19 protein-coding genes are annotated in these 23222 nt (G+C 66.6%); 8 read left to right on the plus strand and 11 right to left on the minus strand.

Features of this window, described 5'->3' with window-relative positions; all coding sequences use genetic code 11:
• Window positions 1–62 precede the first annotated feature (62 nt).
• Window positions 63–1280 (minus strand): FAD-dependent oxidoreductase, encoded by a 1218-nt coding sequence (locus ACR9ZJ_RS04990; protein ID WP_481287066.1) that lies wholly within the window; start codon window positions 1278–1280, stop codon window positions 63–65.
• Window positions 1277–2485: a 2-octaprenyl-6-methoxyphenyl hydroxylase gene (gene ubiH / locus ACR9ZJ_RS04995; protein ID WP_481287067.1), complete on the minus strand. Its 1209-nt coding sequence runs from the start codon at window positions 2483–2485 to the stop codon at window positions 1277–1279. Before ubiH ends, ACR9ZJ_RS04990 begins: the two co-directional genes overlap by 4 nt.
• An 84-nt stretch (window positions 2486–2569) precedes the next feature.
• Here ubiH and ACR9ZJ_RS05000 point away from each other — a divergent pair, with 84 nt between their 5' ends.
• From ACR9ZJ_RS05000 to ACR9ZJ_RS05030, 7 genes are all read left to right on the plus strand, one after another.
• Window positions 2570–3130, plus strand: coding sequence for a cob(I)yrinic acid a,c-diamide adenosyltransferase (locus tag ACR9ZJ_RS05000; protein WP_481287068.1), 561 nt, complete (start codon window positions 2570–2572; stop codon window positions 3128–3130).
• Between the two features lie 144 nt (window positions 3131–3274).
• The gene (locus ACR9ZJ_RS05005) at window positions 3275–5785 is read left to right on the plus strand and encodes an LPS-assembly protein LptD (protein ID WP_481287069.1); all 2511 of its coding nucleotides are present in this window, start codon (window positions 3275–3277) and stop codon (window positions 5783–5785) included.
• 30 nt (window positions 5786–5815) lie between these two features.
• Entirely contained in the window at window positions 5816–7183 is a 1368-nt protein-coding gene (locus ACR9ZJ_RS05010) for a peptidylprolyl isomerase (protein WP_481281484.1), read from the plus strand.
• Window positions 7184–7190: 7 nt separating this feature from the next.
• Window positions 7191–8186, plus strand: a complete 996-nt coding sequence (gene pdxA, locus ACR9ZJ_RS05015; protein WP_481287070.1) for a 4-hydroxythreonine-4-phosphate dehydrogenase PdxA — start codon at window positions 7191–7193, stop codon at window positions 8184–8186.
• The gene (rsmA, locus tag ACR9ZJ_RS05020; RefSeq protein WP_481287071.1) at window positions 8183–8962 is read left to right on the plus strand and encodes a 16S rRNA (adenine(1518)-N(6)/adenine(1519)-N(6))-dimethyltransferase RsmA; all 780 of its coding nucleotides are present in this window, start codon (window positions 8183–8185) and stop codon (window positions 8960–8962) included. Before pdxA ends, rsmA begins: the two co-directional genes overlap by 4 nt.
• 53 nt (window positions 8963–9015) lie before the next feature.
• Window positions 9016–9399: a Co2+/Mg2+ efflux protein ApaG gene (gene apaG / locus ACR9ZJ_RS05025; RefSeq protein ID WP_481281487.1), complete on the plus strand. Its 384-nt coding sequence runs from the start codon at window positions 9016–9018 to the stop codon at window positions 9397–9399.
• A gap of 57 nt (window positions 9400–9456) precedes the next feature.
• On the plus strand, window positions 9457–10308 hold the full coding sequence (locus ACR9ZJ_RS05030; protein ID WP_481287072.1) for a symmetrical bis(5'-nucleosyl)-tetraphosphatase: 852 nt from the start codon (window positions 9457–9459) through the stop codon (window positions 10306–10308).
• A gap of 230 nt (window positions 10309–10538) precedes the next feature.
• On the opposite strand, the gene secA is transcribed toward ACR9ZJ_RS05030, so the two are convergent.
• Both secA and ACR9ZJ_RS05040 read right to left on the minus strand, forming a co-directional pair.
• Window positions 10539–13253, minus strand: coding sequence for a preprotein translocase subunit SecA (gene secA, locus ACR9ZJ_RS05035; protein ID WP_481281490.1), 2715 nt, complete (start codon window positions 13251–13253; stop codon window positions 10539–10541).
• 130 nt (window positions 13254–13383) lie between these two features.
• The gene (locus tag ACR9ZJ_RS05040) at window positions 13384–14322 is read right to left on the minus strand and encodes a M23 family metallopeptidase (protein WP_481281491.1); all 939 of its coding nucleotides are present in this window, start codon (window positions 14320–14322) and stop codon (window positions 13384–13386) included.
• Window positions 14323–14353: 31 nt separating this feature from the next.
• On the opposite strand from ACR9ZJ_RS05040, the gene ACR9ZJ_RS05045 reads away from it, so the two are divergent.
• Window positions 14354–14812, plus strand: a complete 459-nt coding sequence (locus tag ACR9ZJ_RS05045; protein WP_306850861.1) for a DciA family protein — start codon at window positions 14354–14356, stop codon at window positions 14810–14812.
• 382 nt (window positions 14813–15194) lie between these two features.
• On the opposite strand, the gene lpxC is transcribed toward ACR9ZJ_RS05045, so the two are convergent.
• The 7 genes from lpxC to murG all read right to left on the minus strand — a co-directional run bounded on the left by lpxC (window position 15195) and on the right by murG (window position 23217).
• Complete coding sequence (gene lpxC, locus ACR9ZJ_RS05050; protein WP_167031507.1) at window positions 15195–16106, minus strand: UDP-3-O-acyl-N-acetylglucosamine deacetylase; 912 nt, start codon at window positions 16104–16106, stop codon at window positions 15195–15197.
• A 327-nt stretch (window positions 16107–16433) separates the two neighbouring features.
• Window positions 16434–17618 carry a cell division protein FtsZ gene (gene ftsZ / locus ACR9ZJ_RS05055; RefSeq protein WP_371022711.1) on the minus strand — a complete coding sequence of 395 codons (1185 nt, stop codon included), beginning with the start codon at window positions 17616–17618 and terminating at the stop codon, window positions 16434–16436.
• Between the two features lie 135 nt (window positions 17619–17753).
• The gene (gene ftsA / locus ACR9ZJ_RS05060) at window positions 17754–18989 is read right to left on the minus strand and encodes a cell division protein FtsA (protein ID WP_306850864.1); all 1236 of its coding nucleotides are present in this window, start codon (window positions 18987–18989) and stop codon (window positions 17754–17756) included.
• A 7-nt stretch (window positions 18990–18996) separates the two neighbouring features.
• Window positions 18997–19737, minus strand: a complete 741-nt coding sequence (locus ACR9ZJ_RS05065; RefSeq protein WP_481281492.1) for a cell division protein FtsQ/DivIB — start codon at window positions 19735–19737, stop codon at window positions 18997–18999.
• Window positions 19734–20708 carry a D-alanine--D-alanine ligase gene (locus ACR9ZJ_RS05070; RefSeq protein WP_481281493.1) on the minus strand — a complete coding sequence of 325 codons (975 nt, stop codon included), beginning with the start codon at window positions 20706–20708 and terminating at the stop codon, window positions 19734–19736. Before ACR9ZJ_RS05070 ends, ACR9ZJ_RS05065 begins: the two co-directional genes overlap by 4 nt.
• On the minus strand, window positions 20708–22147 hold the full coding sequence (gene murC / locus ACR9ZJ_RS05075) for a UDP-N-acetylmuramate--L-alanine ligase (RefSeq protein ID WP_481281494.1): 1440 nt from the start codon (window positions 22145–22147) through the stop codon (window positions 20708–20710). The genes ACR9ZJ_RS05070 and murC overlap by 1 nt, the downstream gene beginning before the upstream one ends.
• A complete protein-coding gene (gene murG, locus ACR9ZJ_RS05080) occupies window positions 22144–23217 on the minus strand; it encodes an undecaprenyldiphospho-muramoylpentapeptide beta-N-acetylglucosaminyltransferase (protein ID WP_481287078.1) in 1074 nt (357 codons plus the stop codon). Before murG ends, murC begins: the two co-directional genes overlap by 4 nt.
• Window positions 23218–23222: the final 5 nt, after the last annotated feature.

Raw genomic sequence — 23222 nt, forward strand, 5'->3', positions numbered from 1 at the left:
TCCCATGGAAGGTTCGCCAAGCATAGGCGTCCTCCCCGGGCGAGGGAATGTGGCGACCGCCCTCAGAGCCCTGCCGCGTGCCTGGCCAGCTTTCGTTTCAGTGGCCCGAAGGCGTCGAGCAGGCGGACGCCCCCCCCTCGCATGGCGACCAGCGGCGTGGCCTTCCACCCATAGACGCGCTCCAGGGCGTCGAACGACCAGGCATCGAGCCCGTCCGCGCTGCGGCGGCGCCGCGCATAGCGGCGCAGCACGTGCGCGGCGGCGATATCGCGGCCCGCTTCGCGTGCGTCGACCAGGGTATCGCGGAGTTCGGCCACGTCGCGCAGGCCCAGGTTGACGCCCTGCCCCGCCAGCGGATGGACCGCGTGTGCGGCATCGCCCAGAAGGACCAGCCGCTCCGCTTCGTACCGATCGGCGAGCTTCAGGCGCAAGGGAAAGGCGGCGCGGCGGCTGATCGCGCCGATGGGCCCAAGGCGGAAGTCGCTGGCCACGCCGAGCGCGCCGCGGAAACCGGCATCATCGAGCGCCAGCACATGCGCCGCCTCGGCATCCGGCAACGACCAGACGATGGAACTGCGCCCATCGGCAAGCGGCAAGAGCGCCAGCGGCCCCGTCGGCAGGAACCGCTGCCACGCCGTCCGCTCATGCGGACGTGCCGTCTCGACATGCGCCACCACCGCACGCTGGGCATAGTCGCGCCCATGCGTGCCGATACCCACCATCGTGCGCAGCGGTGACTCCGCGCCATCCGCGGCCACCACCAGGCGGGCGGCAACGACCTGCCCATCGGCCAGTTCCAGTTGGGCCCGATCTTCGCGCACCGCGTAGGCGACCACCTCGGCGGGAACGATACGACGCACGCCGGCATCGTCCAACGCGTGCCAGAGCGATGCCTGCACGAGCCCGTTCTCGACGATGTAGCCGAGCACGTCACGCCCTTCATCGGCGGCGTCGAAACGGATCGTGGCGCCGTTCTCCGCATCCCATACGACCATCCGCTCATAGGCGGACGCACGCGCGGCCTGGATGGAGGCCCATATCCCCAGTTCATCGAGCAGGCCGATGGATGACGGGGCGAGCCCCACCACGCGCAGGTCGACCTCGTCCGCGGCGGCCCAGGGAGCGGGTTCGCGTGCGTCGACCAGCGCCACCGAGAAACCGGCGCGAGCCAGGGCCAGCGCCGCCGCCGCGCCGACCATGCCACCGCCCACCACGGCCACGTCGAGAAGGCCACCGCTGCGCCGGCGCGAAGGCACGGCGTTAGCCCGGGAATCGTTCACGGCGTCTTCTCCCGCACGGCGAAAGGCGCGTTCGCGCGGAATCCCATCCCGCGCCGGCTCAGGGCATGGCGCAGCGGTGGCACGCGATCGAGCGCAAGCATGGCAAGCGAACGCAGCGGCCCCAGGAAGGGCTGGTCCATGCATGCCAGGCGCACGAGGCCATGGCTCATCGCCATCGTCCCCTCGCGATCCGGCGTGCGCCGGCGTACATATTCGTCGAGCAGGGTGGCGGCACCCGGGTCGTCGGCGGCCACCACCAGCTCGGCCAGGGTCAGCGCATCGCGCAGGCCGAGGTTGAACCCTTGTGCCCCGATGGGATGCACCGTCTGCGCGGCATTGCCGACCAACACGGCGTGGGGCGCCGTCAGGGATTCCGCGGCGACCCGGCGAATCGGATAGGGAGAGCGCTTGCCCGGGCGGTCCAGGCGCCCGAGGCGCCAACCGAAACGCTCTTGGGCGAGGGCCAGGAAGGCTTCATCATCCATGGCCGCCACCTCGTCGGCACGTTCGGCGGGCACGGTCAGGACCACGCCGATGCGCCGTTCGGCGAGCGGCAGGACCGCGACGGGCCCCTGGTCGGTGAAACGCTCGAACGCGCGGCCCGCAGGGTCCCGTCCCGGCGTCATCGTGCTGACGAACAAGGCCTGCCCGTAATCGTGCTCGCGGGTACCGATGCCCAATTGCGCGCGTACGCCGGAAGCCGTGCCATCCGCCCCTACCAGCAGCGGTGTCTCCAGGCGACGCCGTTGCCCATTCGACGCGATGGTGACCGCCCAGCCACCCTCGACCGGCTCGATGGCCTCGACCCGCGCGGGCGCCAGGCGGGTCAGGTGACGGCAGGTTTCCAGCCGCTGGAGCAAGGCCGCGCCCAGTTCCCGTGCCGGCAGGGTCCAGCCGAGGGCGTCGACGCCCTCGACTGCGGCGTCCATGCGAACACTGCCGAAGTCGCCGGCTCGGCTCGTATGGATATGGGTTATCGGCGTGGCCCGGTGCCGGGCCAGGCTCCATACGCCGATGGCCTCCAGGCCGTTCACGGTCGCACGGGCAAGGGCGAGATTGCGTTCGTCGTAGCTGGGCTGCTCGCCCACGCGCGGCGCGGAGGCTTCGACAAGGACGGCGGGGCGGCCGGCGGTGTCGAGCGCGATGGCGAGGCTGGCACCGACCAGGCCGCCGCCGACGATGAGGATGGGTTCGGACGGGCTCATCCGCGGATCATACCCTCGCCACGTGAAGGCGCCGATCCTGCGGCCCCCTGCCGCAGTGGCGATGAGCCCCGATAGAATGCGCGGATGGGCAATCGACTCTCGAAGATTTACACACGCACCGGCGATGACGGCAGCACCGGCCTGGGCGACGGCAGCCGCACCGGCAAGGACTCTCTCCGGGTCGGCGCCTACGGCATCGTGGACGAGCTCAACAGCACCATCGGCATGATCATGGCCTCCGACGGCGTGGACGACGACATCCGCGAGGCCCTCGTCCAGATACAGCACGAGCTGTTCGATCTGGGCGGCGAATTGTGCATCCCGGGCATGGCGATGGTCCAGGCACGGGACATCGACCGCCTCGAGACGGTGCTCGATGCCTTCAACGCCGACCTTCCCGCGCTCAAGGACTTCATCCTGCCCGGTGGCGGCATGGCGGCCGCCACCTGCCATCTGGCCCGCACGGTCTGCCGCCGGGCCGAACGCGAGGTGGTCGCCCTCGGCCGGGTCGAGGAAGTGCGTCCGGAAGCGCAGCGCTACCTGAACCGGCTTTCAGACTTGCTCTTCGTCATCGCCCGCGTGCTGGCCCGCCGCAGCGGCCACGGCGAGGTGCTCTGGGAGCACGAGCGCCGTCCGCGCGGCTGATCCGGCGGTGTAAGCTCGTCCGGCCGGTGCGGCGATCGCCGCCGCATCCTTCGAGGGGTCATGCTCATGGGCGACGTGCCATCGTGCGGTGGGGTTGGCGATTCTGCTAAGTTGGCGACCTTTCGAACGGACAAGACCGAGCCTGTGACGTCACGCATCAGCATCCTGCCTAAACGCCGCCTGCTGGCGACCGCCGTCGCCCTCATCGTGGCGGGCGCCGCCCTGGACGCACAGGCGCAGTCCTCGCCGGCACAGGGAGAGACACACGCCGTCGCGCCCGCGCCAGCCACGCCCGTCGCCGCGGAAACCTGCCCCCTCGGTTCGTTCATCTGCCCACCGCGGCCGATCAGCTACGCGCTGTGCCGGCCGAACGCGATGCTCGATTTCTACGAGCCGGGCATCACCAAGGACAGCACGCTGCGCGATACCGCCGTCACCGACGTCCACTCGGGCATCGACGACGGCAATACCAGTGGCGTCAAGGTCGAGAGCCCAGAACCCAACCTCTATCACATGACCGGTGGCGTCCGTCTCGAACGCGCCGACCAGGTGCTGCGAGCGAACGACGTCACGTACAACTCCGACTCCACGGCCTACGACGCGAAGGGTGACGTGAAGTATCAAGAGGCGGGCATGCTGGTCTCCGCCGACCGCATGACCGGTACGACGACGCCGAACGAAGGCGACGCCTATAACGTCCGCTATCAGCTGCTGCAGTCGCGCGGCAACGGCGTGGCCAGCCACGCCAAGGTGCTCGACCCGCAGCACGGCCGCTTCCGCATGGCCTCCTACTCGACCTGCGATGTCGGCAGCCATATGTGGGAATTCCGCGCCAAGACGCTCAACCTCAACAAGGAAACCGGCGTCGGCGAGGCACGCAGCGCGACGATGCGCTTCAAGGACGTGCCGTTCATGTACCTGCCGTATTTCACCTTCCCGCTGGACGACCGACGGAAGAGCGGCTTCCTGTATCCAACCTTCGGCTCGTCGAGCCGTTCGGGCCTGTTCCTCAACCTGCCGTACTACTGGAACATCGCGCCGAATTACGACGCGACGATCACCCCCGGGTACTACAGTGATCGCGGATTCATGCTGGGCACGGAGTTCCGCTACCTGCTGCCGCGGTCGAACGGCACGTTCAACCTTCAGTACATGGCCCACGACAAGGGTCCGGACGACGACGAAAGCGGCACCAGCGACCGTGACGGCTCCAAACAGCGCTACCTGGTCCAGATCACCAATTCCACCAACCTCGGCGGCGGGTTCAACTTCGCGGCCAACATCAACCACGCATCCGACAACCAGTATTTCCGCGACTTCAGCAACGACCTGTACCAGTCGGCGGTGGGCATCCTCTCGTCCAGTGCCTACGTCAGCAAGGGCGGCAAGTACTGGAGCGCCTCGCTGGGCGCCGACGATTACCAGAACGTGGATGCCGGCCTGCCGAACTATGTGGTGCCGTACCGCCGCTGGCCGCGCGGAACATTCAACCTGCAGGCGCCGCTGAACCACTGGCTGGACGTGGGCGTGGACACCGAAGCCGTGGCCTTCCGCAAGGTCGATCGCGCGCCCGGCCAGATCGACGGCAACCGCATCGACCTCGCCCCCTATCTCGCGGCCGACTTCTCGGGCGCCTCGTGGTTCGTGCGGCCGCGCGTCGAATACCGCTACACCGGTTACCGGCTGGACTCCGACTACTCGCAGTACAACTACGCACGGCAGAGCCCATCCCGCTCCGTACCGATCAGCAGCCTCGACGCCGGCCTGATCTTCGACAAACAGACCAGCCTGTTCGGCACGAACTATACCCAGACCCTCGAGCCGCGCCTGTATTACCTGTATGTACCCTACCGGAACCAGAACAACCTGCCGACCTTCGACACCAATGAGATGTCGTTCGACTTCTGGCAGTTGTTCACCACCAACCGGTTCTCCGGCGCCGACCGCCAGATGGACGCGAACAACCTGACCGCGGCCCTGACCACCCGCCTGCTCGACGACACCGGCGTGGAAAGGCTGTCGGCCAGCGTCGGCCAGATCAAGTATTTCAGCGACCAGAAGGTGCAGATGCCGGGGGTCGCCCCCACCGACTTCAGTCGTTCGGACTACGTGGCCCAGCTCGCCATCCAGTTCAACGACAAGTGGCGCCTGAACAGCTCCTACCAGTGGAATCCGAACAAGAAACCTTCGCCGTATCCGAACGACAAGGGCGTGTACGTCGACCAGGGCCGGGACACCGACCTGGCAACGGTGCAGATCCAACGCCGGATCAAGAACGACGGCATCGTCAATTTCTCGTACCGGTACCGCCGTAACACCATGGAACAATTCGACACGTCCGTTGTCTTTCCTGTGTCCGAGCGGTGGCGGGCGCTCGCCCGCTGGGTCTTCGCCCGCCGGGACGTGCTGCCTGTCACCTACAACGGACGGGATTTCACCTCCTTCACGTTCTCGCACCGGACCCTCGAGGCCGCCGTGGGCGTCGAGTACGACAGTTGCTGCGTCGCGTTCCGCGTGCTCGGCCGCCACTACGTGCACGACTACCTGCGGGCCACGGACAACGCGATCATGTTCGAGGTGGAATTCAAGGGCATTGGCTCGCTCAACCCGCAATCGGGCCAATACCTGCGGCGTGCTATCCTTGGCTATCAATAAATGGGGCAGGCGCCCCGGGCTCCCTATTCGATGAAGCAGATCCTCGCGTACTCCCTGCTCGCCACTTCCCTGCTCGTGGCCGTGCCTTCCGCCCAGGCCCAGTTGATGCCTTCGGCCCAGCCGTCACCAGGCGCGAGCGTCGGCAATGGCTCGCTCGACCGCATCGTCGCGGTCGTGGAAGAAGACGTCATCCTGCAGAGCGAGCTCGACGAGGCGATCAACGCCATCGTGCGGCAATACGCATCGAATCCGGCCCAGCTGCCGCCCAAGGACGTCCTGGCCCGCCAGGTGCTCGACCGCCTGGTCCTCATGAAGCTGCAGGTCCAGCGCGCCAACGACCAGGGCATCCGCGTGTCCGATCAGGACGTGGACCAGGCCGCCGCCAACGTGGCCCAGCAGAACAAGATGAGCCTCGACCAGCTGCGCGCGGCGGTCGAGCAGGACGGCTACAGCTATGCCGCCTTCCGCCAGCAGCTGTCCGACCAGATCGTCGCGCAGAAGCTGCACGAGAGCATCGTCCGCGACCAGGTCACGGTCACCGACGCCGAAGTGAACAACCTGCTCGCCAGCCCGACCTACAAGGCCGGCGAGGTCCACCTCGCGCACATCCAGATCAGCACCCCGGCCGGCGGCGGCGCCAGCGACATCGCCCAGGCCCAGGCGAAGGCCGAGGAAGCGATCAAGGCGATCCAGGGCGGCATGGATTTCAACGCCGCGGCCATTCGCTACTCCGATGCTCCCGACGCCCTCGATGGCGGCGACCTCGGCTGGCGTCGCCTCGACGAAGTCCCGCCGGCGTTCGCCGACGCCGTGTCGTCGCTGAAGGCTGGCGAGAACACGGCGGCCCTGCGCGGCCCGACCGGCTTCCATATCCTCAAGCTGGTGGAAACCCGCCAGCCGGGCCGGCAGATCGTTACCGAGTACCACGCCCGCCAGATCCTCATCAAGCCTTCCGAGATCGTCACGCCGGAGCAGGCGGAGAAGAAGGCGCAGGACATCTACACCCGCGTCGTCGACAAGAAGGAAGACTTCGCCAAGCTCGCCAAGGACGAGTCCAAGGACAACACCACGGCGAACAACGGCGGCGACATGGGCTGGTTCGTGAAGGACGCCTGGGGCCAGGCCATCGCCGCCCAGGTCGATCAGCTGAAGGATGGCGAGGTCTCGCACCCGATCCAGACCGATGCGGGCTGGATCGTGCTGCAGCGCCTCGGCACCCGCCAGAGCGATCTCACCGACCAGCTCCAGCGTGACCAGGCCCGTCAGGCCATCGGTAACCGCAAGGCGGACGAGGCTTACGAGAACTACCTGCGCGAACTGCGCTCGACCTCGTTCGTCGATATCCGCGTGCCGGAACTGAAGGATCCCGACGACAAGCAGGTCTCGAACACGCCGTAATGCCCCGATGACTCTCACCACCCTGCCACGGCTCGCCGTTACCGCCGGTGAGCCAGCCGGGGTGGGACCCGAGCTGGTCGCGCGGCTCGCCGCCTCCGAACTCCCTGCCGACCTCGTCGCCATCACCGATCGCGACCTGCTTCGCCGTGCGGCCATCCTCTGCGGGCTCGACCTCGACATCGTGGACGACGATGGAACGCGCATCGCCTCGCGCCCCGCTGGACGTATCCGGGTTCGCCACGTGCCGCTTGGGGCCGATGTCCATTTCGGCCATCCGGACCCCCGCAATGCGCACCACGTGCTCGATCTCCTGCGCATGGCCGCGGATGGCTGCATGGCTGGCGATTTCGACGCCGTGGTGACCGGACCCGTACAGAAATCCAGCATCAATGAAGGGGGCGTCGCCTTCAGCGGCCACACGGAGTTCTTCGCCGAGCGCGCGGGTACCGAGGTCGTGATGATGCTCGCCAGTCCGGAACTGCGGGTGACCCTGGCCACGACGCACCTGCCGCTGTCGGCGGTCCCTGCGGCGGTCACGCCGGCCCTGATCGAGCGCACGTTGCGCATCGTCGCCGCTGCGCTGACTTCGCTTTTCGGCCTTGCCCATCCACGCATCGCGGTGCTCGGCCTGAATCCGCATGCGGGCGAAGGGGGGCACATGGGCCGCGAGGAGATCGACACGATCATCCCCCTGCTGGAGCGCCTCCGTGGCGAAGGCATGGACCTGATCGGGCCGCTTCCGGCCGACACCGCCTTCGTCCCCGCCATGCGTGGACGCTACGACGCGGTGCTGGCCATGTATCACGACCAGGCCTTGCCCGTGCTCAAGAGCGAGGCGTTCGACCGAACCGTGAACGTGACCCTGGGCCTACCCTTCATCCGCACGTCGGTCGACCACGGTACGGCGCTCGACCTTGCCGGCACGGGCCGGGCGGATCCTGCCAGCCTGTTCGCCGCCACGCGCTTCGCCATCGATCTCGCCCGCCACCGGGGCCGCCCATGAACGCACGCCCCAAGAAAAGTTTCGGCCAGCACTTCCTGCACGACAAGCGCTATATCGAACGCATCGTCGCCTCGATCGCGCCGAAGGATGGCGACACCGTCGTCGAGATCGGTCCTGGCGAAGGGGCGATGACCCTGCCCCTGCTCGGCGTGGCCCGGAAGATGACGGCCATCGAACTGGATACCGACCTGATTCCCGGCCTGCAGGCGCGAGCGGCGGCGATCGGTGAGTTGAGGATCGTCCATTCGGACGTGCTCAAGGTCGATTTCAGCCAGCTCGCCCGGGAGCTCGGCGCCGAGCGGCTGCGTATCGCGGGCAACCTGCCCTATTACATTTCCAGCCCCATCCTTTTCCACTGCGTCGAACACGCGGCGGCGATCCAGGACATGCATTTCATGCTCCAGAAGGAGGTCGTGGACCGCATGGCCGCCGAGCCCGGCAGCAAGGTTTACGGCCGCTTGAGCGTGATGCTCCAGCTAGCCTGCAAGGTGACGCCGCTCTTCACGGTGCCTCCGGGAGCCTTCCGGCCGCCCCCCAAGGTGGATTCCGCCGTGGTCCGCCTGGTGCCCCTGGCGCCGGAGCAGCTGCCCAAGGGCGATCCGGCGAAGATTCACGCAATCGTGAAGGCGGCCTTCGCGATGCGCCGGAAGACGCTCACGAACACGCTGAAAGGCCTCGTAGACGAGGCGACCATTCGTGAACTCGGCATCGATCCGCGTGCACGTGCGGAGACCCTGGCCCCGGGAGATTTCGTGAAACTCGCGAATGCGATGTGAATCCTGCCGCGGACTCACTTGCCCACCCCCTCCCCGTCCATGACAATCGCGGCATGAATTCCAAATCCCCTTACACGATCGACGTGGAGGTCGCTTCCCGCTTCGTTCCCGACCAATCGCAACCGACCGACAACCGCTACGTGTTCGCCTATACGATCACGCTGCGCAACGTCGGCGCCACCGGCGCACAGTTGCTCACGAGGCACTGGCTGATCACCGATGCGAACGGCAAGGTCGAAGAAGTACGCGGCGACGGTGTCGTCGGCGAGCAACCGTGGATGCGACCAGGCGATACCTTCGAGTACACCTCGGGCGCCGTGCTCGAAACCGCGGTCGGGACCATGGAAGGAAGCTATCGCATGGTCGCCGACGATGGAACGCATTTCGACGCGCCCATCCCGCCATTCGTGCTTTCGATCCCGCGCACGCTCCACTAGGATCGAACCCATGGATAGTGCGCACGCCGGGAACGGCCTCACGGAGCAACAGTACTGATGGCCGTCTACGCGATCGGCGACGTCCAGGGTTGCTACCCCGAACTCCAGCGCCTGCTGGAGAAGCTCCGCTTCGACCCGGCCAACGACCGGCTGTGGTTCTGCGGCGACCTGGTGAATCGAGGTGGTGAGTCGTTGGCCACGTTGCGCCTGATCCACTCGCTGCGCGACCAGGCGGTCATCACGCTTGGCAACCACGACCTCTCGTTGCTGGCGATCGGCCAACGTCGTGAAGACGCACAGGCACGGGTGAACCCCGAGTTGCGTGAAGTGCTGTTCGCGGAGGACGCGCCGGTGCTTCTCGAATGGCTGCGCATGCAGAAATTGCTGCATAACGACGAAGAGCTTGGCTGGACGATGGTCCATGCCGGCCTGGCACCGATCTGGACCTTGCGCCAGGCCCAGCGGGCCGCGCTGGAAGTGGAACGCGAACTCGGCGGCCCCCGCCACCAGCGTTTGCTCAAGAACCTCTTCGGCAATCGTCCGCCTGGCTGGAACAATCGATTGCAGGGCGTCGAGCGTCATCGCGCCACGATCAACACGCTCACGCGCATGCGCTACTGCGACGTCAACGGCCGCATCGACTTCGAGGGCAAGGGTATCCCCGGCACACAGAAGCCCGGCATGTACCCGTGGTTCGAAGTACCGGGGATGCGTCGTCGCGAGACGAAGATCGTCTGTGGGCACTGGTCCGCGCTGGGACGCTTCGCGGGCCTGGGCGTCTATGCGATCGACACGGGTTGCGTGTGGGGCGGCCAACTGACCGCCATGCGCATCGACGTGCCCGAGCCGGTCTACGTCACCGTCGATGCGGAGCCGTACAGGCAGAAACCCAAGGGCGGTGGCGACTGAGGAAGGGGGGAGGCGTCGGGTGTCACCCTGGGAGCGATTCCGCAGGGAGGCGTAGGCCGGACGAGGACTTAGCGACCAGGGTGACGCCCGGCGGCTCCCCTGCCTCGACGCAAAGGCCACTGCGATGGCGAAGCCGAGCCGTGCTCCCGTAAAGAAAAAGGCGCCCCTCGGATGAGGAGCGCCTTCGTAGCTGCGCCAGAAAAGGTTCGACGCAGTCCTGTTCTTTCGTATCAGCTCAACTGGCCGTGGCAGTGCTTGTACTTCTTGCCTGACCCACAGGGGCACGGATCGTTGCGACCGACTTTGGGGCCGTCGTTCAAGATCGGGGCCATGGCCGGCTCGGACTCGGTGTTGCCGCCGCCCTGACCCATGGCCTGTGCGTCGGCATGCTGGAACTGCAGGCGCTGTGTCTCGGCGGCGCGCTGCTGCTCCGCTTCCATCGCCAGCACTTCTTCTTCGCTGCGAATGCGGATGCGTGCGAGCATCTGCACGACTTCGAGCTTGATGCGGTCGAGCATCTCGGCGAACAGTTCGAACGATTCGCGCTTGAACTCCTGCTTCGGCTGCTTCTGCGCATAACCGCGCAGGTAGATGCCCTGGCGCAGGTAATCCATGCTGGCGAGGTGCTCCTTCCACGCATTGTCGACCACCGAGAGCATCACGTGCTTCTCGAGTGAGCGCATGGTTTCCGCACCGACCTGGGCTTCCTTCTCGGCGAACATGGCGTCCACCGCCTCGCGCACGTGGTCGAGGATGCCGTCGGCGTCGATGTCCTTCTGGGTCTCGATCCACTGGACGAGGTCGAGGCGCAGGTTCAGGTCACTCGCCAGTTCGCGGTCGAGGGCGGGGATGTCCCACTGGTCGTCGATGCTGTCCGCCGGTACGTACTTGCGCACCAAGCCGACGATGACGTCCTGACGAATGTCACCGATCATGTCGGAGATATCGTCGGTCTCCAGCAGTTCGTCGCGCTGCGCGTAGATGACCTTGCGCTGGTCGTTCGCAACGTCGTCGAACTCAAGGAGGTTCTTGCGGATGTCGAAGTTGTGTTGTTCGACCTTGCGCTGCACCTTCTCGATCTGACGCGTGATCAGGCGGTCTTCCAGCGCCTCGTCTTCCTTCATGCCGAACATCTGCATCCAGCGGCCGATGCGCTCGCCGCCGAAGATACGCATCAGGTTGTCCTGCAGCGACAGATAGAAGCGTGAGGAACCCGGATCGCCCTGGCGGCCCGAACGACCACGCAACTGGTTGTCGATGCGACGGGATTCGTGACGCTCGGTGCCGATGATGTGCAGGCCGCCCGCGGCGAGCACCTGTTCGTGGCGCTTCTTCCAGTCCTCGCGAACCTTCTGGCGCTCAGCCTCGGACGCCGTTTCCGGCAAGGTGGCGAGTGCGGCCTCCAGGCTGCCGCCGAGCACGATGTCCGTACCGCGGCCGGCCATGTTCGTCGCGATGGTCACGGCACCGGGGGCGCCCGCCTGGGCCACGATGTGCGCTTCGCGTTCGTGCTGCTTCGCGTTGAGCACCTCGTGCGGGATGCGCTCCTGCTTGAGCAGGCCCGACACCAGTTCCGACACGTCGATGGAAGCGGTACCGACGAGGACGGGCTGGCCGCGCTCGTGGCACGACTTGATGTCGGCGATGACCGCCTTGTACTTCGCTTCCTGTCCGAGGAACACCGAGTCCGGGTTGTCCACGCGGATCATCGGCTTGTGCGTCGGGATCACGACGACTTCCAGGCCGTAGACGGTCTGGAATTCGTACGCTTCCGTGTCGGCCGTACCGGTCATGCCGGCCAGCTTCTTGTACATGCGGAACAGGTTCTGGAACGTGACCGTCGCCAGGGTCTGGTTCTCGCGCTGGATGGGCACGCCTTCCTTCGCTTCCACCGCCTGGTGCAGGCCGTCCGACCAGCGACGGCCCGCCAGCGTACGGCCGGTGAACTCGTCGACGATGATGACTTCGCCATCGCGGACGATGTAGTCGACGTCGCGCTGGTAGATGGCGTTGGCGCGCAGCGCCGCGTTCATATGATGGACGACGGCGAGATTCTTCGAGTCATACAGGCCGCTATCGGGATCGATGACGCCCGCCTCACGCAGCAGTTGCTCGGCGTGTTCCATGCCCTCTTCGGACATGTGCACCTGCTTCTGCTTCTCGTCGACGAAATAATCGCCCGGGCCGTCTTCCTTTTCCTGCCGCGTCAGGCCCGGCACGATCTTGTTCACCGCGATGTACAGCTGCGGGGAATCCTCGGCGGGGCCGGAGATGATCAGGGGCGTACGGGCCTCGTCGATCAGGATCGAATCCACCTCGTCGACGATGGCGTAGTGCAGGCCGCGCTGGTTGCGCTGTTCCTTGCTGAGCGCCATGTTGTCGCGCAGGTAGTCGAAACCGAACTCGTTGTTGGTGCCGTAGGTGATGTCGGCCTGGTAGGCACTGCGCTTGTCGGCGTGGTCCATGCCCGGATACACGACACCGACGCTGAGGCCGAGGAAGTTGTAGAGCTTGCCCATCTGCGCCGAATCGCGGCGGGCCAGGTAGTCGTTCACGGTGACCACGTGTACGCCCTTGCCTTCCAGGGCATTGAGGTACACCGGCAACGTGCCGACCAGGGTCTTGCCTTCACCGGTGCGCATTTCCGCGATCCGGCCGCCGTGCAGGACCATGCCGCCGATCAGCTGCACGTCGTAATGACGCATGCCGAGGACGCGCTTGGCCCCCTCGCGGGTGACCGCGAAGGCTTCGGGCAGCAGTTTGTCGAGGGTCTCACCGGCGGCGAGGCGCTGGCGGAATTCCTCGGTCTTCCCACGAAGAGCGTCGTCGGAAAGCTTTTCGTACTCCGGCTCGAGGGCGTTGATGCGCTTGACCGTCTTGGAGAGGTCGCGCAGGACACGCTCGTTACGGCTGCCGAAAATACTCGTCAGGGCACGATTGAACATCGATCATCCGGATCTGAAGCGAAAAGGGCTGCCGAACGGCCATGGCCGGCCGGCACGAAGGGACGATCATACTACGGGCGTCCCCGGCTTTCCTCGGGGTGGCGGCGGCCCGGACCGGATTCAAGCCTTCTCAACGATGGCTGCGGACGTAGGCCAGCGGATTCACCACGCGGTCGCGGTACCAGACCTCGAAATGGACGTGCGACCCGGTGGAGCGCCCCGTGGAGCCGGCCTTCGCGATGGCGTCGCCGATCCGGACGCGCTGCCCGGGGTGCACCAGGATGACGCTGTTATGGGCGTACCGGGTCATGTAGCCATTGCCGTGGTCGATTTCGACTACGTCGCCATAACCACTGCGCTGACCGGCGAATGTGACCATTCCTTCAGCGACCGCCGTCACGGGCGTACCCGTGGGCGCGGCGATGTCGATGCCCGTGTGACGGGCGGCATGGCCGCTGAAGGGATCGGGCCGCCCACCGAAATACGAGGAGATGTAGCCATTCACCGGCATGCCGGTGGGCCGAAGGCTGGATTCGATCGTGCGGTCCATCAGCATGTCGCGCAGCGCCTCGAGCTGGGCCTGCTGGGTGTCGAACTGCCCGGAAAGCTGGTCGATGCTCTTGTCGAGCGATGCCGGCAAGGCATAAGCCGGCACATCGGCACCGGTGGTGAGTTCCGGGCCGCCCTGGCCCGGCTCCTCGTCGAAATCGAATTCACCGTCGTCGAGCTTGCCGACCTGGGTGAGGCGTTCGCCCAAGGCGTTGAGACGGACGGATTGGGCCTGGAGCTGGCCCAGTTTCACGGCCAGCGCGTCCAGATCGCGCTGTGCATCCCGCTTGATTTCCGCGACCCGTGCGTCCTGATCGCCCACCCGCTGGGCGAGGCTACCGATATCGCCGAGCGCGCGCTCCTTCGGACTCGCCACCGCGAGCGCCACCCCCGCGCCGAGACAGGCGATACCCACGAAACCGGCGATGGCCATCAGTGCGAACTTGCAGCGCAGGCGCCGGCAAGTCAGGTCGAGCGTTTTCGGCCCTTTCAGGCCACGAGACACGAGTATGATCTGCATACGTTCCACATCGAATAGTTAAAGCCGGCCCATGCCACCGCCATCCCAGCCGCCCCGCCGCTCCACGCGTGGACTGACGTCCATCACGGAGTTCGGGCCCGTCGCGTCGCTGGCCCAGCGGGCCCGCGAACTCGACCAACTGGATCGCCAGCTGCGCGCGACATTGCCCTCGCCATTGCGTGACCAGGTCCGTTTCGCGGACCTGCGCGACGGCAGGCTCGTCTTCCTTGCGCCCTCGTCGGCCTGGGCTTCGCGGGTACGCCTTTACCAGGCGCAAATCCTCGAAGCCGCTCGCGCCATCGGCGCGAAGGCCCACTCGGTTGCCGTGAAAGTGGCCCCCCTACCGCCCGTGGAAGTGATCCCCGACCGGCACAAACCGCTTTCCACCTCGGCGGCCCGACATCTTCGGAGCGCCGCGGCGTCACTCTCCGACCCCACGTTGCGGGATCTGTTCCTTGAATTGGCCTCCAAGGCCGAAAATTCAGAATAATCCTATGCTTGCGTTCACCTTCGCTGATCCGTAAGCACCCACGGACCGCGAAGAGCGGCGAACTTTATAGCACGCATGAAGCGTGGAAATGCCTAAATTGCACGTAAATTTCACTGACGTGACGTGGGTCACGGGCGGTCTCATGGGTTCAGGAGGCTCCTGTGGGAGCCGGCCCTGTCGGCGATGGGGGCTGCCGTGGCCTTGCCCGCTGCCGCGGGATCGCCGACAAGTCGGCTCCCACAACGTTGCCTCCCACCAGGTTGCCTCCTTCTGGGTGGATCCCACTGGGTTGGGCCGGACAACGAAAAAGGCCGCGATCGCTCGCGGCCTTTTTCGTAACGGATCGCCTGAGGCGTCTCCGGTCGCCCCGAGGGGCGGTGCCTTACACCGCCTGGGCGGGATGGGCGTAGGAGATCGGCGCCTTGGCCGGGTCCTTGAAGCTGACTTCTTCCCACGCCGTGGCGTCGGCCATCAGGCTGCGGAGCAGCTTGTTGTTGAGCTCGTGGCCCGACTTGTGCGCGGAGTACGCGCCGATCAGGCTGTGGCCCAGCATGTAGATGTCGCCGATGGCGTCGAGGATCTTGTGCTTGACGAACTCGTTGTCGTAGCGGAGGCCGTCTTCGTTGAGCACGCGGTAGTCGTCGAGCACCACGGCGTTGTCCATCGAACCGCCGAGCGTGAGGTTGCGCTCGCGGAGCATTTCGATGTCACGCATGAAGCCGAACGTGCGGGCGCGACTGACTTCCTTGACGAACGAAGTCGTCGAGAAATCCATCTCGGCCTGCGAATTGCGCTTGTTGAACAGCGGGTGGTCGAATTCGACCGAGAAGCCCACCTTGAAGCCGTCGAACGGCTCCAGCTTGGCCCACTTGTCGCCGTCCTGCACGATCACCGGCTTCTTGATGCGGATGAAGCGCTTGGCCGCATCCTGTTCCTCGATGCCGGCGGACTGGATCAGGAAGACGAACGGACCGGCGCTGCCGTCCATGATCGGCACTTCAGGCGCCGAGAGGTCGACGTAGGCGTTGTCGATACCGAGACCGGCCATCGCCGAGAGCAGGTGCTCCACGGTCGACACGCGAACGTCGCCATTGATCAGGGTGGTGGAAAGACGCGTGTCACCGACGTTCTCCGGACGCGAGTGCAACTCGACCGGCGGATTGAGATCGGTACGGCGGAACACGATGCCCGTGTTCGGCGCCGCCGGACGAAGCGTCATGTACACCTTGTCGCCGGTATGGAGGCCGACGCCCGTGGCGCGAATGATGTTCTTGAGCGTGCGCTGCTTGATCATGTTGGGTCGAACCTTGTTGGCAGCAGCCTAAAGTAGCGGACATGCTAACACAGTCTTAACCTCGGAATAAACAAACCGGACGGTACAGTCCAGCATTGCTTCACCGTTCCTTCAGCAAGATCCGCGACCCATTCTCATCTAGCTTGCGACTGAAATGGCGCTCATTCAAAGACTTGCAAACGATTGATATCACTTGCAGGTTTTCCTGTCGAGGCACGGCGGTGCCCCGCCACCCGGAACGGGAGGGCGGCGGGGCACCGGGCGGCCCGGCATCGTGCCGGGTCGGCCTCACGTTTTCCTTAACGTGCCTTCAGCGGTGAGTGCCGGTCAGTCGGCCTGGCGACGCAGGAACGCCGGGATATCCAGGTAATCGATGGCCGGTTCCGCATTCTTCTGCGGCTGGGCGGGTTCCGACCGGACCGACGGCATCGCGTCGGCCTGGGCGTAGTCGACCACTTCGTTGCCGGTACCCGTGCGCAGCACGACCGGGCGCGGACGCTGGCGCATTTCCACATGCTGCTGGACCGGCTGGCGGATCGGCTGCTTGGCGGTGACACCACGGTTCAGGCCCGTGGCGACGACCGTCACGCGAACGTCGTCCTGCATTTCCGGATCGAGCGAGGTACCGATCACGACCGTCGCGTCTTCCGAGGCGAAATCGTGGATCACCCGGCCGATCTCGTCGAACTCGCGCATGGTGAGGTTCGGGCCGGCGGTCACGTTGACCAGGATGCCGCAGGCGCCTGCCAGGTTCACGTCCTCGAGCAAGGGGTTGTTGATCGCCGCTTCCGCGGCGGCCTGGGCGCGATCGTCGCCACGGGCGGTGCCCGAGCCCATCATCGCCATGCCCATCTCGCTCATGACGGTGCGGACGTCGGCGAAGTCGACGTTGATCAGGCCCGGGGCCGTGATCAGGTCGGCGATGCCCTGGACCGCGCCCTGGAGCACGTCGTTGGCCGCCTTGAAGGCATTGAGCAAGGTCACTTCCCGACCCAGCACCGAGAGCAGCTTCTCGTTCGGCACGGTGATCAGCGAGTCGACGTGCTGGGAGAGGTCCTCGATACCCTTGAGGGCCACCTGCATGCGACGACGGCCCTCGAAGGGGAACGGCTTGGTCACGACGGCGACCGTCAGGATGCCCTTCTCCTTCGCCAGCTGCGCCACTACCGGCGCCGCGCCGGTACCCGTGCCACCGCCCATGCCGGCGGTGATGAAGACCATGTCGGCGCCTTCGAGCATTTCCTCGATGCGCTCACGGTCTTCCAGCGCGGCCTGGCGGCCGACTTCCGGGTTCGCGCCGGCACCCAGGCCCTTGGTGACATTGCCACCCAGCTGGAGGTGCGTGCGCGAGGCGCAGCTCTTCATCGCCTGCGCGTCGGTGTTGGCGACGACGAACTCGACGCCTTCGATGTTGGAATTCACCATGTGGGCCACGGCGTTGCCGCCGCCACCACCCACGCCGATGACCTTGATGACCGCATTCGGTGCCAGTTTTTCAATCAGTTCGAACATTTCCCGTCCTCCGCAGAACTTTTAGTTTTTTTGGTTTATGTCCCGTGTCCGACTCCTGTCGGCCGCGGGTTGCGGGCCTTCCTCGTGCCCCGGCGCCCCCCTTCCATCGGGCACCGACAATCCAATGAAACGAACTCAGAAGTTCTTGGTGAACCAGCTTCGGAACTTCTCGACCACGCTGCCGACATTGCCGGCAGCCGAACTCGCGTGACGCGAACCGCCGCTCGACCGCGAGCCATGCAGGAGCAGGCCCACGCCGGTCGAATGGAGTTCGCTGGAAACGACGTCGCCCAGTCCCGAGACGTGCTGCGGGACCCCGATGCGGACCATCTTGTGGAAGATCTCCTCCGCCAGTTCCAGTGCGCCTTCCATGCGCGAGGCGCCGCCGGTCAGCACGATGCCCGCCGCGACGAGGCTTTCGTAACCCGAGCGGCGCAGTTCGTCCTGCACCATCTCGAAGATCTCCTCGTAGCGCGCCTGCACCGACTGCGCGAGCGCCTGCCGGGCGAGGCGGCGCGGCGGACGATCGCCGACGCTGGGCACCTGGATGGTTTCTTCCGCGTGCGCGAGCTGGGCGAGCGCGCAGGCGTACTTGATCTTGATCTCTTCCGCGTGGGCGGTCGGCGTGTGGACACCGTAGGCGATGTCGTTGGTGACCTGGTCGCCGCCCACCGGCAACGACTTGGTGTAACGGATGGCGCCCTGCGTGTAGATGGCGATATCGGTGGTGCCCGCGCCGATGTCGACGAGGCAGACACCCAGTTCCAGCTCATCCTCGGTGAGCACGGCCTTGGCGCTGGCGACGGCGGCCGGGACGAGTTCGTCGACGGACAGGCCGCATCGCTGGATGCACTTGGAGATGTTCTGCACGGCGCTCGCCGCGCCGGTCACCAGGTGCACGCTGGCTTCCAGGCGCACGCCGCTCATGCCGACCGGGTGGCGGATGCCGTCCTGGCCGTCGATGCGGTATTCCTGCGATTCCTTGTAGAGCACCTTGCGGTCCGCCGGGATGGCGACCGCGCTTGCGGCCTCCAGCACCTGTTCGAGGTCGGCCGACATCACCTCGCGGTCGCGGATGGCCGCGGTGCCGTGCGAGTTGCGCGTTTCCAGGTGGCTACCCGAGATCGACGCGTACACCGAGCGGATATCGCAACCCGCCATCAACTCGGCTTCCTCCACCGCGCGCTGGATCGAGTGCACGGTGGATTCGATATCGACGACCGAGCCGCGCTTCATGCCGCGCGAGACGTGCGTGCCGATGCCGATCACCTCGATCGGTTCGCCCGGCTCGTACTCGCCTACGATCGCGACCACCTTCGAGGTTCCGATGTCGAGGCCGACGACGAGCTGTTTGTCGTTCTTGTTTCTCATGGTTAGCTCAGCTTCCGACCTTGGGTGTGGCCGTGGTTTCCGGTTGCGGCCACCGGATGGCGAATCCGTTGGTGTAACGCAGGTCGGCGTAGGCGAAACCGCCCTGCCGGCCGGCGACGAGTTGCGGGTAGACATCGAGGAAGCGCGCGAGGCGGCGATCGGCCTGGTCGCGATCGCCGATCACGATCTCGGCACCGCTGTCGGTGGTGACGCTCCAACTGCCACGCTCGCTCAGGCTGACGCCGACGATGGACAGACCCGTGCGTCCCTCGAAGGACTTGCGTGCCTGCGCGTAGAAACTCACCACTTCGGCGAGGCGCGAATCGGGGCCGCGCAAGCGCGGAAGGTCGCCCATCTGGTCGGCACCCGGCGCGTCGAAGACGAGGCCCTGGCGGCTGATGAGGCGGTCTTCGTTCCAGCGCGCGAACGGCTGCCGTTCGTAGATGCGCACCAGCAGCGTATCGGGCCAGCGCTTGCGCACCTCCACCGACTCCACCCAAGGCAGCGCGCCGATCGCGTGGCGCACGTCTTCCAGGTCCGTGGCGAAGAATCCCTTGCCGAGCCGCGGCAGCACGGCGCTGCGGATCTGCTCGGCGCTGACATGCGCGAACTCCGCCTCGACCTTGAGCTGCGTCACCGGCCAACGGCCGGCGGCGAACCAACCCTGCATCACGCCGACCACGGGCAACACCACCAGCGTGATGGCGATACCCCAGGCGACGATCCGCGTGGCGGCGGCTCCCTTCATGCCTTCGCGCCCTCCCGCTGCATCGAGGTTTCGAGAATCCGCCAGCACAGGGCGGCATAGTCCAGGCCCGCGGCGGCGGCGGCCTTGGGCACGAGCGAATGCGAGGTCATGCCCGGCGCGGTATTCACTTCGAGGAGCCAGTTCTTGCCATGGCGGTCGCGCATCACGTCGACGCGACCCCAGCCCACGCAGTCGAGCGCGTCGAACGCCCGCAGCGCGAGCGCCCGCATGGCTTCCTCTTCCGCGCCCGACAGGCCGGGCACGATGTACTGCGTGTCCTCGGCGATGTACTTGGCGTTGTAGTCGTAGTACTCGCCCTGGGGCACGATCTTGATCGTCGGCAGCACTTCGCGGCCCAGGATGCCGACGGTGAACTCGCCACCTTCGTTCGCGTCGCCCTCGATGAGGGTCTCCATCAGCATGTCGCCCGGATACCTGCGCGCCAGTTCGACGGCGGCGTCGAGGCCGGATTCGTCGAACACGCGCGTCACGCCCACGCTCGACCCTTCCCACGCCGGCTTCACGATCAGCGGGAAACCGACCTCGCGCGCCGCGGCGTGCACGTCGGCGCCGCGCGGCAGCGCCTTGAACTTCGGGGTCGGCAGGCCCAGGGCGATCCACACCTGCTTGGCTCGCACCTTGTCCAGCGCCAGCGCCGAACCAAGGACGCCCGAACCCGTGTACGGCACGCCGAGCGACTGCAGGGCCCCCTGCAATTCGCCATTCTCGCCGCCGGCGCCGTGGAGGATGTTGAACACCCGCGCGAAATGGCCCGCGCGCACGGCGTCGAGCAAGGCGGGAATACCGTCGATCAGCTGCGCGTCCACGCCGCTGGAGCGCAGGGCCTCGAACACGCCGCGGCCGGAGTCGAGCGACACCTCGCGCTCGGCCGAATTGCCGCCCATCACGACGGCGACGCGGCCGAAATCGGCGGCGTCCGTGACGATGCGGGGGAAGCGGGTACTGCTCATCACGTACGGGTCCTCAGGTTGCCGGCGTTGGCCAGCTCGATGGCCGCCGCGCCGATGTCGCCGGCGCCGAGCAGCATGATCAGGTCGCCGTCCCGCGCCAGGGCGGGCAGCGTGTCGCGCAGGTCGCGCGGATGGTCGACAAGGACCGGATCGGTCTTTCCGCGCGCGCGGATCGCACGCGCCAGGGCCCGCCCGTCCGCGCCGGGAATGGGCGATTCGCCAGCCGGATACACCTCGGTCAGCACGAGCACGTCCACTTCGGCGAGCACCTTGGCGAAATCGTCGAGCAGGTCGCGCGTGCGGCTGTAGCGATGCGGCTGGAAGGCGACCACGAGGCGTCGATCCGGCCAGCCCCCACGCGCGGCGGCGAACACGGCGGCCAGTTCGCGCGGGTGGTGGCCATAGTCGTCCACGAGGAGCGCGCTGCCGGAATCCAGCGCGATCTCGCCACGACGGTGGAAGCGACGGCCCACGCCTTCGAAACGGGCAAGCGCATGCGCGATCGCTTCCGCGTCCACGCCCAGCTGCCAGCCCACCGCCGCGGCGGCGAGCGCGTTCTGCACGTTGTGCCGGCCCGGCAGGTTCAACGTCACCGGCAACGTGCCGGCCATGCCGGGCAGGTGCAGGTCGAAATGCATCTCGAAGCCGACCTGGCGGACGTTGCTCGCCGTCACGTCCGCACCCGGCTTGTCGATGCCGTAGGTGAGCAGGCGGCGCGAGGTGTCCTCGGCCAGCTTCGCGGTTTCCTCGTCGTCGATGCACAGCACGGCCAGGCCGTAGAACGGCAGGCGATGGAGGAAATCGCCGAAGGCCTTCTTCACCTGGCCGAAGTCGCCGTTGTAGTTCTCCAGGTGATCGGCGTCGATGTTGGTCACGACCGCGATCACCGGGGAAAGCATCAGGAACGAGCCGTCGGACTCGTCGGCTTCGGCCACCAGGTACTGTCCGGTGCCCAGGCGCGCGTTCGCGCCAGCGGCATTGAGCTGTCCGCCGATGACGAAGGTGGGATCGTAATCGGCCTCGGCGAGCACGCTCGCCACGAGGCTCGTGGTGGTGGTCTTGCCATGCGTGCCGGCGATGGCGATGCCACGGCGGAAACGCATCAGCTCGCCGAGCATTTCCGCACGGGGCACGACCGGGATGCGCGCGGCGCGCGCGGCGACGAGTTCCGCGTTGTCCTGGCGGATCGCGCTCGAAGTGACGATCACGTCGGCGCCATCCACGTTCGAGGCTTCGTGGCCGATGTGCACCTCGATGCCCAGCTTGGCAAGGCGTTCCGTGGTCGGCGAGTGCGCGCGGTCGGAACCGGACACGCCGTAACCGAGGTTGCACAGCACCTCGGCGATGCCGCTCATGCCGACGCCGCCCACGCCGATGAAATGGACACGGCGGAACGAGGTCATGAAATCTTCGTGGGCACGCAAACGACCGGGCGTCATGCGGAAACCTCCATGCAGTGACGGGCAATCGTTGCTGCTGCGTCGGGCTTGGCCAGCGTGCGGGACGCGTTGGCGGCGGAAAGGATCTTCTGGCGATCCAGCATCATGTCGAACAGGAGCACCGCGAACGCCTCGTGGGCGCCGGGCAGGTTCAGCGTGGCATCGGGAACCAGCCGGGCGCCGCCGACGTCGACCATGGCTCGCGCATTGGCCGTCTGGTGATCGTCCACGGCATGCGGGAACGGCACCAGCAAGGCTTCGATGCCCACGGCGCAGAGTTCCGCCACGGTGAGCGCGCCAGCGCGGCAGACCACGATATCGGCCCATTCGTAGGCACCGGCCATGTCTTCGATGAAGGGCACGATGGTGGCGGCGATGCCCGCCTCGGTGTACGCGTCGCGCGCTTCGTCGAGGCCGCGCTCGCCGGTCTGGTGGACCACTTCCGGCTCGGCGTTGTGGAGGCTGGCGTTGCCGCGCATATGTGCGAGCGCCTTGGGGACCGCCAGGTTGAGCGTGCGGGCGCCGAGGCTCCCACCCAGCACGAGCATGCGCACGCGGCCCGTGCGACCGGTCATGCGCTCGCCCGGCGGCGGCAACGCGGCGATCCGCGCGCGCACCGGGTTACCCACCCACTCGCCGTTCGGCAGCACGTTCGGGAAACCCGTGAGGACCTTCCTGGCGAACGAGGCGAGCTTGCGGTTGGTGAATCCGGCGACGGCGTTCTGCTCGTGCACGACCAGCGGAATCCCCGCGATCCGCGCGGCGACGCCGGCCGGTCCGGCCACGTAGCCGCCCATCGAGAGGACGCAGCGCGGACGCAGCTTGCGCAGGAGTTTCAGCGAGGCGATCAACGCGCGGGCGAGCATCAGCGGGGCGAGGACACGCGTCTTCATGCCCTTGCCGCGCAGCCCGCCGACGGCGACGGTATGCAGGTCCAGGCCATGCGCGGGCACCACGCGGGTCTCCATGCCACCCTCGGCACCGAGCCAGGCCACCGGGATGCCGAGCGAACGCAATTCGTCGGCGACGGCGAGGCCGGGGAAGATGTGGCCACCGGTACCGCCGGCCATGATCA

It is taken from the genome of Luteibacter sp. KNZ12-1A, from assembly GCF_056755675.1.

Bases quoted from the DNA above. Each gene is read 5' to 3' on its own strand.
- ACR9ZJ_RS05070 (WP_481281493.1), bottom strand. From the start codon at position 20,708: ATGAGCAGTACCCGCTTCCCCCGCATCGTCACGGACGCCGCCGATTTC.
- ACR9ZJ_RS05065 (WP_481281492.1), bottom strand. From the start codon at position 19,737: ATGAAGGGAGCCGCCGCCACGCGGATCGTCGCCTGGGGTATCGCCATC.
- ACR9ZJ_RS05010 (WP_481281484.1), top strand. From the start codon at position 5,816: ATGAAGCAGATCCTCGCGTACTCCCTGCTCGCCACTTCCCTGCTCGTG.
- ftsA (WP_306850864.1), bottom strand. From the start codon at position 18,989: ATGAGAAACAAGAACGACAAACAGCTCGTCGTCGGCCTCGACATCGGA.
- ACR9ZJ_RS05040 (WP_481281491.1), bottom strand. From the start codon at position 14,322: ATGCAGATCATACTCGTGTCTCGTGGCCTGAAAGGGCCGAAAACGCTC.
- ubiH (WP_481287067.1), bottom strand. From the start codon at position 2,485: ATGAGCCCGTCCGAACCCATCCTCATCGTCGGCGGCGGCCTGGTCGGT.
- lpxC (WP_167031507.1), bottom strand. From the start codon at position 16,106: ATGATCAAGCAGCGCACGCTCAAGAACATCATTCGCGCCACGGGCGTC.
- rsmA (WP_481287071.1), top strand. From the start codon at position 8,183: ATGAACGCACGCCCCAAGAAAAGTTTCGGCCAGCACTTCCTGCACGAC.
- murC (WP_481281494.1), bottom strand. From the start codon at position 22,147: ATGACGCCCGGTCGTTTGCGTGCCCACGAAGATTTCATGACCTCGTTC.
- ACR9ZJ_RS05030 (WP_481287072.1), top strand. From the start codon at position 9,457: ATGGCCGTCTACGCGATCGGCGACGTCCAGGGTTGCTACCCCGAACTC.
- ftsZ (WP_371022711.1), bottom strand. From the start codon at position 17,618: ATGTTCGAACTGATTGAAAAACTGGCACCGAATGCGGTCATCAAGGTC.
- ACR9ZJ_RS05000 (WP_481287068.1), top strand. From the start codon at position 2,570: ATGGGCAATCGACTCTCGAAGATTTACACACGCACCGGCGATGACGGC.
- murG (WP_481287078.1), bottom strand. From the start codon at position 23,217: ATGGCCGGCGGTACCGGTGGCCACATCTTCCCCGGCCTCGCCGTCGCC.
- secA (WP_481281490.1), bottom strand. From the start codon at position 13,253: ATGTTCAATCGTGCCCTGACGAGTATTTTCGGCAGCCGTAACGAGCGT.
- pdxA (WP_481287070.1), top strand. From the start codon at position 7,191: ATGACTCTCACCACCCTGCCACGGCTCGCCGTTACCGCCGGTGAGCCA.
- ACR9ZJ_RS05045 (WP_306850861.1), top strand. From the start codon at position 14,354: ATGCCACCGCCATCCCAGCCGCCCCGCCGCTCCACGCGTGGACTGACG.
- apaG (WP_481281487.1), top strand. From the start codon at position 9,016: ATGAATTCCAAATCCCCTTACACGATCGACGTGGAGGTCGCTTCCCGC.